The following is a 13332-nucleotide window of genomic DNA, read 5'->3' on the forward strand; positions in this document are numbered from 1 at the left end:
CTTTCTCCTTCGAGAGGTGGATTTTTGTGGAAATCGCAGTAAGTGTGAAAAATATAATAAAAAAATATAAATTATATGAAGATAAATGGGGTCCTGTGAAGGAAATCCTTTTGAAAAAAAATCTTCATAAAGAATTTTTAGCTTTAAACAATGTATCTTTAGACTTTCCGAAAGGAGAGTCTATCGGGGTTCTTGGGAAAAATGGCTCCGGTAAATCTACATTATTAAAAATAATTACTGGCATTACGGATCCAACTTCTGGTTCTGTTGAAGTAAATGGTTCTCTAGTTTTTCTAGATGTAAGCTCAGGTATTGACCCAGAGCTTAGTGGATATGAAAACATTTTTATGAAAGGAACCTTACTTGGATACACTAAAGAAGAAATGATGAGTAAAGTTGATGATATTATCGAGTTTTCAGAACTTGGAGAATTTATCAATCAACCAGTAAAAAATTATTCGTCTGGTATGCGTTCTAAACTCGGATTTGCTATTTCTGTTAACGTTGATCCAGATATTTTAATCGTTGATGAAGCATTAGCTGTTGGGGACTCGATGTTTAGACAAAAATGTATGGATAAAATGAATGAGTTTAAAGACTTAGGGAAAACGATCATTTTTGTCAGTCATGACCATAACGCAGTGGAATCCTTCTGTTCAAAAGCTGCTTGGATTCATGAAGGGAATTTAATTACTTACGGAGAATCCAAACAAGTTTCCTCTTACTATCATTCGTTTATGTCTGGTAGAAAAACAATGGAAGAAATTAAAATGGAGTTAAATTATCATCATTCCCTTGAAACAGCTGAATTAAAGAATAACGCGGGGCAACTTTCCATCGAATTATCAGGCTATGTTTATAATGATGAAGAGAATCAAATTAAAGATTGGTATTTTGTTACCCAAAATGAACGTACGAAAGAAAAGAAAAAATACCTTTTAAATCGAATGGCTGATGGACAAGTAAAAGGGAAGTTTACCATTTCCCTCCCTATATTTGAAGATTTACTTTTCTATTCACCTGGACAGTTCACTTTTGAAGTGGGACATCTAAATAACGACGGGAAATTAGTTAGTTTCCCAATTTGGTCAGAAAATGTAGACTTTATATCTGAACCAGAAATAAATCATCAATTCAAATATGAATTACTAAATTATAACCAATCATTAATAATGAAAATTTTCAATATTGATAAGCTTGAAGAACAAGTAAATCGAATCTATTTTGAAGGAAATTATTTAATGATTGATGGTGTCGCTTTTGTTAGGGGTTATGAAACTCCGTCAGGTAATGAGGTGGATGGAGAACTTTATCTCGTTCATAAAGAGACTTTTGAATATAAAAACTTCCCAATCACTTTTAAAGCAACAGAAGAAATAACGGAAAACCAATCATTTAATCCATTGGGGAAAAATTATACCTATTCACGATTTATTTCGAAGGTTGATCTATCGGAATTGTCTGAAGGGGAGTATGAATGTAAAATTCGATATTCAATGAATCGGGATCCATTACATGTAATCATAAATCAAGTTTGGGCTTCGAAAAATGACCAATATGATTTAAATGAATATCAGGTAAACGATAAATCTATTCAAATTGTAACTAAATCAAAACATTTATATATAATTGTTTCAGCCTAATGGTGTAATGGAACATAGCATTATTCAGGAGTGTTTAATTTTGCAAAAGAAAAATATCGTCTTTGTTTTAAATGAATATAACGGGCATGGTGGTGCTCAACGTGTCGCTTCAATACTAGCGAATGATTTTGTTGCAGATGGTCATAATGTGAAAATTTTATCTATCAATGAACAACAAAATCAACCTAGTTATTTTAATGACCAAGTAGAAGTGAACGTATTACATGAAGATGGCTATAGAGCGCCTATGGAAAAAGCACTATTTCCCCATTTAAAATCATTTAAATTCAAAGTAGTTTCGAAAGAACTGAAACGAAGAAGACAATTGATAAAATCTAGATTGAAAGTAGAAAAGTTTTTTGACCAGTTTGGTGATGAAATGGTCTATGTTATTGTCATTCAAGTTTGGGGAATGCAATGGTTAGAAAACTTAATGTATAGAAAGAACATAAAAATCATTGGTCAAAGCCATGAAAGTTTTGCTGCAGCCTATAATTCCCATCGTTTTAAAAGAATACTAAAATATTATAAACAAACTGCAAAATTCCTTTTATTAACGGAAAAGGATGCAGCTAAATTTGAAAGTCTTGGATTTACCAATGTTGGAGTATTACATAATCCTACAACATATAGAAAAAATCAAGATGCTAAAAAACTGTGGGAAAATAAAACATTTATTTCTGTAGGACGACTAATTGAAGATAAAGGAAATGATTTATTAATCGAAGCTTTTAATAAAGTGAAGGATCAACTGCCTGGATGGAAATTGGAAATTTACGGTGATGGTCCTGATCATAAAAATTTAAAGCTTTTAATTGATATTTATAACCTTCATGATCGAGTTTTCCTAAAAGGGCGTACAGAAAATGCTTTAGAAGTTTACGAACGAGCAAGTATATTGTTGCTTGGTTCAAAAGCGGAAGGCTTACCTATGACTTTAATTGAAGCCCAATCATGTAGTTTGCCTTGTATTTCGACGGATTGCGCACCTGGAATCAAGGAAATTATTAATGAATATGAAACGGGTTTACTTGCTACTGTTGGAGATGCAGATCAATTTTCACGCCATATGGTTCGTTTAGCAAAAGATTTTAATAAATATGAAGCCTATTCCAAAAATGCTTACATTGAGAGTCAAAAGTTTGAACGGAATTATATTAAACAACAGTGGTATGCACTATTTGATGAAGTAGGTGTTGAGCATGAGTAATTTTGAACAGAAACAAACACCAGAATTAACCGTTGTAGTTATCGCTTATAATAATGAATTATATGTAGAAGAAGCTTTAGAATCTTTATATCATCAGACTTTAAAAGACATCGAAGTAGTTGTGGTAAACGATTGTTCTAAAGATCGAACTGGTGAAATCATTGAAGAGTACATTGCAGATAAACCGAATTTTAGAGTGGTTCATTTAGAAACAAACAGTGGGGGATGTAGTGTTCCACGGAATACAGGAATTCTTCATTCTGATTCGAAGTATGTCATGTTTTTAGATGGTGATGATTGGTACACGTCTAATGCTTGTGAAGTGATGCTAAATGCTGCAAAAAGAACAGGTTCGGATATCGTTGCTGGTCAAGTAATTCGTACGAACAATTATGAAACTTGGTATAAAAACCAAATATACTCTCGAGAAAGAACGAACATTAATGTTAGGGAATTTCCAGAGCTTATTTTTGACAGTTTATCTGTAAACAAAATTTATAAACGTGAATTTTTAGACCGTAACAATTTACGATTCCAGGAAGGCTTACATTATGAAGATGTATTGTTTACAGGACAGGCGTACTTTTTAGCAAATTCAATTAGCATTATTCCTGTTCCAATTTACTATTGGCGTGTTGTTGAAAATGCAAAAGTGAAATCCATCACAAATCAACGACAGGATATTAAAAATTTTATTAATCGAATTAATTCCCATCGATTTTTAGATAAATTTATGATTGATAATGGCGATGCGATTTATTTATCCCATAAAAACAACAAATTCTTTAGACATGATTTACGGTTATATGTGAATGATTATCTTGATGTTGATGAAGATTACAAAGCACAATTCCATCAACTTATTCAAGAGTATTTACATGAAAATATTAATAAATATGAATTCATTAAGTTGGCTGAAGATTTAAGAATCATATGCTACTTATTATATTTAGGGGATCAAGCAGCCTTTGAAGACTACATTCATTATTTGCACGATCTACCAACGAAAGAATTAAGAATTACTCATAATGGTGATTTTTATTATTTTAAATCGGACATGGTACCTAAAGAAGATCAAAAGTTTTTAAAGGTGACTAACCCGAAATTTGAAATTGGAATTGACGATTTGCAACTATCAGAAAATAACTTGAAGTTCAATTCAAATGTCGATTTAAAATCCTTTGAAGATAAAGAAGTTGTATTGTATCAGTGGGAACTTCGTAATAAATCATTAAAGCATTCAATCTTTGGAAAAAATAAAGATGGTCGAATTGAATTTGATTTGCATAATCTTCTTCCAGGGAATTATTACTTCTACTTAACAATCAATTTTTTAGGAAAAGCAAAAGAAGTATTAGTGAAATACGATATGTTAAATAAAATGGAATACATAAAGGTTGAATCAAACAAGTATTCTATTTCAACTTTTGTTAATGAAAAAAATATGATTGGCATTAAAAATCGTCCTCACTCCGAATTAACGGATATATACTGGAAGACGAGGAAGAGACTAAGAAAGTTTAGAAGTAAACGAAATAAGAACAAAAAGAATAATGGATTATTAACTCGTGCCGTAAAAAAATTACTGTACAAATTACCTGTGAAGAAAAATTGGGTACTATTTGAAAGCCAAATGGGGAAACAATTTAGTGATAATCCGAAATATATTTATGAGGAACTTAAAAATTCAAATAAAAATTATAAATATATTTGGTCTTGTGAAAACGTAAATGAGTTTCCAGTTGAAGGGAATGTCACAAAGGTAAAACGGGGCAGTTTAAAACATTATTATTATATGACCCGTTCAAAATATTGGGTTGATAATCAAGGGATATCGCACCTTGCTCCGAAGAAAAAGGAGCAAATTTATTTACAAACTTGGCATGGTACACCATTAAAGAAAATGGGTGCCGATAAAGATAATGCAACACCTGCCGAAATGAAAAAATTACAATCTCAAACGAAAAATTGGAATTACTTTATTTCACCAAACCCATATAGTACGAAAATATTTAAAAAAGCATTTAAATATACGGGGAATGTATTAGAAACGGGATATCCAAGAAATGATCTATTAGTTCAGCAACCAGAACAAATTAAGAAAAAGGTAAAGAATCACTTTAATATTCCAGAAGGGAAGAAAGTCATTTTATATGCACCAACATTCAGAGACTGGAATGAAAATTCTTATTTTGATACATTGCGTGATATTAACAAATTAAGCAAAGAAATTAATGACGATACAATAGTTTTACTTCGACTTCATTACTTACTTGCTTCAAAAATTTCACAAATTCAATTGCCAGGTCATATTATTAATGCATCTTCCTATTCAGACATTCAGGAGTTATATTTAATAACTGATATTTTAATTACTGATTATTCATCTGTTATGTTTGACTATGCTGTACTAAAACGACCAATTATCTTCTATTGCTACGATTTAGATGAGTATTTATACTATAGAGGAATGTATTTCGACCTGAAAGAAGATGCACCTGGACCTATTTGCACGAATTTAGAGGAAGTGCTTCAGTTTATTCGCCAACCAGAACAGTTGGATGCGTATAAAAATAAATTAGAACAGTTCTCTAAAACATATTGCGGTATCGAAGATGGACAGGCATCGAAAAGGGTAATTGAACAAGTATTTAAATAAAACAATCTTGAAGAGGGTGTTTCGATTATTGAACACCCTCTTCTTATGAATTTACATTTAAAAATAGGGTGATTATATGGCTGAATTAATTTCGATCGTTGTTCCGGTTTATAACGCAGCACCTTTTTTACATAGTTGCTTACAGTCGATAAAAAAACAAACTTATCCATCTTTTGAAGTTATCATGATAAATGATGGCTCAACTGATGAAAGTGAATTCATATTATCGAAATATGCCCAAGAGGATTCCCGCTTCCTTTTATATAATCAAGAAAATCATGGGTTAGGGTATACAAGGAATAGAGGGATTTCTTTAAGTACCGGAAAATATATTTATTTTTTAGATTCTGATGATGAGCTTCCTAAAAATGCGTTACAGTCATTGATAGATGAAATCGTTAAGTATGATGCTGAGTTCGCAGTAGGAAAAGTGCTTCGTTATAATGAAGAACGAAAATATGTACCAATACGTCATTTAGAATTTAACTTATATCATTCAAAAGAGGTAACGAATTTAAAAGATAAACCTGAACTTTTACAAGACAGCATTGCTTGTAATAAGCTTTGGAAAAAAGATTTTTTAGTAGCGCATCAATTGTTATTTTCGGTAGGGAAATATTATGAAGATTTAAATTTTACTCTTAAAGCAGCTGTGTTAGCGAATAAAATAGCTATTACTACGGAAAATGTCTATTATTGGCGTGTTCGAAATGAGGAAAGTGCTTCATCCATTACGCAACAGCAAATGAAATTAAAAAATACATTGGACCGCCTTGATGCATTGGAGGAAAACCGCTTATGGTTAGAAAAAATCAATGCAGCACAGTCCATTGTTGAAGAGAATCATTTAAAAAGTTTATTAGATGTCGTAAGATTACATGCCATAAAATATACATTGACTGATTACGCTGAAAGAAAACAGTGGGAAGAAAGGGTTTATTCGTTTCTTCATAAAATTCCACCGAAAATTGCTAATCGGTTACCAAAAAAAGAAAAAATTATTTATGATATGATTATGAGTAAGTCGTTTAAGGAACTAGAATTGTTTTCACAAGTTTTCACAAATAGCGAAACAAATCCACTTGTAAAGCAAATCAACAATACTTTTATTGTTTCGATTGGTAATACGAAATATGATATTACATCGGAGCTTAAACCAACAATGATTGTGACATCAATAAATTATGCAAACCAATGGAATATGGAAGGGAAATTAATGATTCCAAAGGCATCTAGTGAAATTCAAGGTCATGTTTATGCATTAGGAAGAAAAAGTAAAAGGGAATCCGTTGTTGGTCAATTAAAATATTTACCGGATTCTGATCGTCATAATGTTTATCCCTTTGAGGAGCAACGTTTTATGTTCCAACTGAATTCGGATGAATTCGCTGGGGAAGATACTTACGATTTTTATTTTAAATTAGATGGGAACGAGAAAGTTCAAAAACCTGCAAGAATTCGAATAATCCATACAGTTAACAACAGTTCTAGTGTTGTCATGAATGGTAAAAACTTTACTTTATATCGAACAGTTCAAGGAAACTTAAGTCTAACAGTCAATAAAAATTCCTTCCTAAAGGAATCGGTTAAAAAAGTACTTCGTTTTATGAAAAAGTAATGAAAAATATAAAAAGTGATTTGACGATAAATGATGAGAGAATTAATAATTTCAATATATTTGTTTTTCTATAAATGTAGTTTTGCGATTTTTAAACTTTGCCGCCAAAAGAATAAAATTGTGTTAATTGCAAGCTTTAAAGATAATCATCAGTATATTTATAAAGAGTTGAAAAGGGTAGGGTTTTCAGGGGAAATCATATTTCTTTGTAAAAAAAGCTGTTACGAAAGTTTAATGACTTCTACAAATGGACCTGTTTATTTGATTGAATCAGGGAAAGTACTCCACGAGTTAAAAGCCGCTTATCATTTAATGACAGCTAAAACCGTCGTTGTAGATAATTATTATGGCTTTTTAGCCGTGGCTGATTTCCGTGATAATGTAGAATGTATTCAAATATGGCATGCTGCGGGTGCAGTAAAAAACTTTGGCTTCCTTGATCCAACCGTACAAAACCGTAGTGATCGTGAAAAGAAACGGATTTTATCAGTATACAAAAGATTCCATAAAGTTGTTGTGAATTCACAAAAATTCGCTGACATTTTTAAAGAAGCGTTTCAGTTGAAGGGGGATCAGTTCTTACCATTAGGGTATCCGCGTACTGATTTCTTCTTTCAGAAGGCTCGGCATAAAAGGGTAAGTGAAAAGTTTTATGCTAAGTACCCACATTTTAAAGGGAAAAAAATTATTTTATATGCTCCAACATACCGTCCAAATGCGGAGGCAAATCAGTTGAAGCTAGATATTAAGAAGCTTGCAAGTCAATTACAGGAAGATTATGTTTTATTGATTCGCATGCATCCGTCAGTAAATTTAACAGTGCTTGATACAATTGGACGGGAAAATTTTGTGCATGATTTTTCAAGAGAGGCAACAATTAATCAATTATTAATAGTAGCTGATTATTTAATTACTGATTATTCTTCCATTCCTTTCGAATTTGCATTTTTGAAAAAACCGATGATTTTCTATCCTTATGATTTGCAAAATTATATGGAAAATCCAGGATTGTGGGACAAGTATGAAAATATTGTACCTGGACCAATTGCTTATAATACAAAAGAAATTATTGAATTAATCGAATCGTATCCTTTCCACGAAGGGATGTATGAGGCATTTAATGAGAAATGGAATGAATATTCAGATGGAATTTCTACACAAAAATTAGTGCAGTATATATTGCAAAGGCATATCTAGATTACCTCGTAGCAATGTTGAAACGAGAGTTTAGTAAAAAGAAGGTTTTTTTATGAAGCAACTTTTAAAAAAAGTCAAAGGTTCATCATTAATTAAAAGTTTATATAAGTTAGTTTTCCAATTTGTCGGGTTGTTACCTGCAAAGAAAAAAAGAATTATTTTTGAAAGTTTTTTAGGTAAACAATACAGTGATAATCCACGAGCTATCTATGAGTATATTAAAGAAACGTATCCTGATTATGAATTGTACTGGAGTGTTGATCCAAGATTTATGCATAATTTCCGAGAGAAAGATGTCACAATAGTCCCTCGGTTTTCAGTAAAATGGCTTTTAGTGATGGCTACGGCAAAATATTGGATTTCTAATAGCCGGATGCCTGCTTGGATTCCAAAACCAAAACATACGACCTATTTACAAACGTGGCATGGGACGCCATTAAAAAAACTAGGTGTTGATATTGAAGAAGTACATATGCCTGGTACTGATACAGAGAAGTATAAACAAAACTTTACAAACGAAAGTGCCAATTGGGATTATTTAATCTCACCAAATCGGTATTCGACTGAAATTTTCCGTCGCGCATTTGCTTTTAAAGGGAAGATGGTAGAATCGGGATATCCGCGAAATGACTTTTTATATACAGCAAACAATGAAAAAGATATTTGGGATTTGAAGAAACGTTATGGCTTACCAACTGCTAAAAAGATCATATTATATGCACCTACGTGGCGGGATGATCAATTTTATGAAAAGGGAAAATACAAATTCGAGTTAGAATTAGATTTAGCCCGTTTAAAAGAAGCGTTAGGTGATGAGTACATTATCTTACTACGTCTCCATTATTTAGTTGCATCGAAATTGGAACTATCAGGTTATGAAGGATTCGTATATGATTTTTCACAACATGAAGATATTCGAGAGCTTTATATGATGTCGGATTTATTAATTACCGATTATTCTTCGGTTTTCTTTGACTTTGCGAACTTGAAACGACCGATGATTTTCTTTGTATATGATATAGACGATTATCGAGATCGTTTGCGCGGTTTCTATTTCGATTTTGAGAAAAAGGCGCCAGGTCCACTCGTGAAAACGACTGAAGAAGTTATCTCAGAAATTCAAAAATTCGATGCTAATGGATTTGCCTTACCACCGAATTTTGATGAGTTTTATAACCGTTTTTGTGAATGGGAAGATGGCCATGCTTCCAAACGAGTTGTAGATGAAGTGATAAAACCTTAAATGTAAAAGAGACTGATGACATTTGATCAGTCTCTTTTTTTATGCTTTCACTATGACGTTAAGTTAAAGATGAGTTATCATAACTATTATGAAAGTTATCCTATGAGGAAAGAGGGTCTTTCCATTGCATGATATTATCGATTTCATTTCTATTAAACAAAAGAAGGACAATGAGAAATTACATAGGATGTTTCGTAAGGCCAATTCCTTGCAAGATGCTGAGAAAATTGACAAATTAGTAACTGATAAAACCCTTGTTTTGCAGGATCATAAACTTTTCTTAGCATTTTTAAAATATTTAGAAGGAAAAGATATGAACCCTGAAACGGTTTTTAAAGATGTTTTACAACTACCGAAACATCAATTTGAAGAGCGCTATCGAATGAATTGGCAGTCCGTGGTCCAATTGTGCTTTACCTTCCTTGCCATTTTAAAAGAAAATAATCCGGAACAATATATTGATTTTATTCAATCGAATTAAGGCAAGTTTGGACAAATGATATTTTGAAATTGAAAACTTCAATTATAGCCGAAGAAATGCATCTTTTTAACTTTATCTTCATCAAAATATTTCAAAACTTTTAATACGCCATATTGTTCTTTCTCGCTATAATTCGTTATAATATTAAAATGGGATTCGAATGTGCGAAACCAATCTTGAAAGGAGTTTCTAGATTCAATGAATGAGGAACAACGACTAGCTAGTCAGCAAGTTAATCAACCAAAACCTACAAATGCTAAGCCCGAAAAGGATTATAGTAAATATTTCGAACGTGTCATTACGGCACCTTCATTAAAAGATGCGAAAAAACGTGGGAAAGAAGAAGTTAAATACCATAAAGATTTCGCCATTGATGAAGAGTTCTTAAAAATGGGCGAAGGTCGTAAATTTTTTATTCGTACGTACGGATGCCAAATGAACGAACATGACTCAGAAGTAATGGCTGGTATCTTCATGCAGCTAGGGTATGACCCAACTGATAAAATTGAAGAAGCAGATGTCGTATTATTAAACACTTGTGCAATCCGTGAAAATGCTGAAAATAAAGTATTTGGAGAACTTGGTTTCTTAGTAAAATATAAACGACAAAATCCAGAAATGTTAATCGGCGTATGTGGTTGTATGTCACAAGAAGAGTCGGTTGTAAATAAAATTTTAACAACATATCAACATGTCGATATGGTATTCGGAACACATAATATTCACCGTTTACCAAACATTTTAAAAGAAGCGTACATGTCGAAGGAAATGGTGATTGAAGTTTGGTCAAAAGAAGGGGACGTAATTGAAAACCTTCCAAAACAACGTAACGGTGCCATTAAAGCTTGGGTTAACATTATGTACGGTTGTGATAAGTTCTGTACATATTGTATCGTTCCTTATACCCGCGGGAAAGAACGTAGTCGTCGTCCCGAAGAAATTATCCAAGAAGTACGTGAGTTAGCTGCCCAAGGCTATCAAGAAATCATGTTGTTAGGTCAAAACGTAAATGCATACGGAAAAGACTTTACAGATATAGAGTACGGTCTTGGTGATTTAATGGACGAGTTACGTAAAATTGATATTCCACGTATCCGTTTCACAACGAGTCATCCACGAGACTTTGATGATCATTTAATCGAAGTATTAGCGAAAAAAGGGAACTTAGTAGAACATATTCATTTACCGGTTCAATCGGGTTCTAATGAAATTTTAAAAATTATGGCACGTAAATATACTCGTGAACATTTCTTACAATTAGTACAAAAAATTAAAGCTGCCATTCCAGATGTTGCTCTTACAACAGACATTATTGTCGGTTATCCAAACGAAACGGAAGAACAATTCCAAGAAACGCTCGATTTATATCGTGAAGTTGGATTTGAAACAGCCTTTACGTATATTTACTCTCCACGGGAAGGGACACCAGCTGCTAAAATGAACGACAACGTTCCACAAGAAGTAAAAAAGGAACGATTACAACGTTTGAATGCAGTTGTTGAAGAATTTTCCTCTGCAGCATTAAAAAAATACGAAGGTCAAACGGTCGAAGTGTTAGTTGAAGGTAGCAGTAAAAAACGAGATGACGTTTTAGCCGGTTATACAAGAAGAAATAAATTGGTAAACTTTGCTGGTCCAAAGGAATTAGTTGGCCATATTGTGAAAGTAAAAATACTCGAGGCGAAATCTTACTCCCTACGCGGTGAGTTTGTAGAAGTAGTTAATCGACATGAGGTGGAAGTATAATGACAACAAAGCTTTATACAAAAGATGAAATCGTAGAAAAAGCAAAAGAAATTGCCCATATGATTGCCAACACGGAAGAAGTGGAATTTTTCAAAAAGGCTGAAGAGCAAATTAACGAAAATCAACATGTTCGTGAAAAAATTGCGAGCTTAAAAACATTACAAAAACAAGCGGTTAATTTCCAGCACTTAGGAAAAGAAAAAGCATTAAAACTAATCGAAGAAAAAATTGCGAAAATCGAAGAAGAAATCGATGAGCTTCCAATTGTTCAACAGTTTAAGCAATCCCAAATGGATGTAAACGGCTTACTACAATTAGTATCAAATGCCATTGCTAACAACGTAACAAACGAAATTATCGAATCAACGGGTGGAGATCTATTACGTGGTGAAACTGGTTCAAAAGTTCGCAACAGTACACCTGGTAGTTGTTCATAATATTTTTAGTAAACGCCTCAATTTTTGAGGCGTTTTTCTTATGCATGATGTCCATACCACATTTTTTTACTACTCACCAAAACTTTCCTAGGCAACCCAATTTTTTAGGAACACTATTTGCCCATCTTTAATACTATAAATTGTCAGCAGCAAAAGATTCGAAAGTTCAAAGTACAATAACACTTACGTTTTCTAATATTGCATACCTTAGATATCCCACTGTTTGTTGAGAAAAGCGATAGCTCTAGTCTTTAATACTTTTTTCGGCACTTCTAAGGATCAGTAACATGTGACAAGAAAACGTTACTTCAAAAATAATCGTAAAACGAATCCGTGACATTTCACCAATTAGGCAGAAGCCGCATACTATAGTTCGACAAGATGTAAAGGAGGAAAAATGCGTTGAAACGTTTGCGTCAAATTGTGACAAAAGCGGTTGTCGCTAAAGGTAAAAAACGAGTTGAAAGTAGTGAAGTGTTACGTCCTTCATTTACTCCAACAAGCATTTTAGGGTGCTGGGTTATTAACCACCACTACAATGCAAAGAAAGTTGGGAAATATGTAGAGGTTTCAGGTAAGTTCGATGTAAACGTGTGGTACGCGTACAATAATCACTCTAAAACAGCTGTACACACTGAAACAGTTCAATACAAAGATCGCATCAAACTTCATTACCGCGATGAAGAAGTAATCGATTCAAACGACTGTCATGTACGTGTATTACAACAACCTAACTGTATCGAAGCGGTCATTACACCAAATGGTGATTGCTTCAATGTCGTCATTGAACGTGAATTCCTAGTAGAAGTGATCGGTGAAACAAAAGTTGTTGTCTCTGTTCATACAACTGAAGTTGAAGAAGAATGGACATTTGAAGAAGAAAGCTCTTCTTCCAGCTCAAGTTCTAGCTCAAGCAGTTCATCTTCATCCTCGTCTTCTTCTAGCAGTGGCTACAAAATAAGTGACGAATCGTCATCATTTCATTAATAAAGTGAGAGCGCCATCTACTAAATAATAGTAGAACCCATCGGCGCTCTTCTTTATTTTCAAGCAATATAAAATGCCGTAAGTTTTGTATCCTCTAATGTTTCAAATATA

The 13332-nt window shown here is 33.0% G+C and carries 9 protein-coding genes and 1 pseudogene; all 10 read left to right on the forward strand.

The window, feature by feature from the left end; translation table 11 throughout:
* Positions 1-26: 26 nt before the first annotated feature.
* Positions 27-1643, forward strand: a complete 1617-nt coding sequence (locus MHH69_RS06335; RefSeq protein ID WP_341361932.1) for an ABC transporter ATP-binding protein — start codon at positions 27-29, stop codon at positions 1641-1643.
* Between the two features lie 40 nt (positions 1644-1683).
* Positions 1684-2853 (forward strand): glycosyltransferase, encoded by a 1170-nt coding sequence (locus MHH69_RS06340; protein WP_341361933.1) that lies wholly within the window; start codon positions 1684-1686, stop codon positions 2851-2853.
* A complete protein-coding gene (locus tag MHH69_RS06345; RefSeq protein WP_341361934.1) occupies positions 2846-5512 on the forward strand; it encodes a bifunctional glycosyltransferase/CDP-glycerol:glycerophosphate glycerophosphotransferase in 2667 nt (888 codons plus the stop codon). The genes MHH69_RS06340 and MHH69_RS06345 overlap by 8 nt, the downstream gene beginning before the upstream one ends.
* Positions 5513-5588: 76 nt before the next feature.
* Complete coding sequence (locus MHH69_RS06350; protein ID WP_341361935.1) at positions 5589-7130, forward strand: glycosyltransferase family 2 protein; 1542 nt, start codon at positions 5589-5591, stop codon at positions 7128-7130.
* 120 nt (positions 7131-7250) lie between these two features.
* On the forward strand, positions 7251-8327 hold the full coding sequence (locus MHH69_RS06355; RefSeq protein ID WP_445954564.1) for a CDP-glycerol glycerophosphotransferase family protein: 1077 nt from the start codon (positions 7251-7253) through the stop codon (positions 8325-8327).
* Positions 8328-8382: 55 nt separating this feature from the next.
* Positions 8383-9570: pseudogene (locus MHH69_RS06360) on the forward strand (CDP-glycerol glycerophosphotransferase family protein); the annotation flags it as partial.
* A gap of 124 nt (positions 9571-9694) precedes the next feature.
* Complete coding sequence (locus MHH69_RS06365) at positions 9695-10051, forward strand: hypothetical protein (protein WP_341361937.1); 357 nt, start codon at positions 9695-9697, stop codon at positions 10049-10051.
* 198 nt (positions 10052-10249) lie between these two features.
* Positions 10250-11797, forward strand: coding sequence for a tRNA (N6-isopentenyl adenosine(37)-C2)-methylthiotransferase MiaB (gene miaB / locus MHH69_RS06370; protein ID WP_122970475.1), 1548 nt, complete (start codon positions 10250-10252; stop codon positions 11795-11797).
* Positions 11797-12234 carry a RicAFT regulatory complex protein RicA family protein gene (locus MHH69_RS06375; protein ID WP_122970476.1) on the forward strand — a complete coding sequence of 146 codons (438 nt, stop codon included), beginning with the start codon at positions 11797-11799 and terminating at the stop codon, positions 12232-12234. The genes miaB and MHH69_RS06375 overlap by 1 nt, the downstream gene beginning before the upstream one ends.
* A gap of 402 nt (positions 12235-12636) precedes the next feature.
* Positions 12637-13221: an outer spore coat protein CotE gene (gene cotE / locus MHH69_RS06380; RefSeq protein WP_122970477.1), complete on the forward strand. Its 585-nt coding sequence runs from the start codon at positions 12637-12639 to the stop codon at positions 13219-13221.
* Positions 13222-13332 lie beyond the last annotated feature (111 nt).

Source organism: Ureibacillus sp. FSL E2-3493 (assembly GCF_038077515.1).
GTDB lineage: Bacteria > Bacillota > Bacilli > Bacillales_A > Planococcaceae > Ureibacillus > Ureibacillus halotolerans.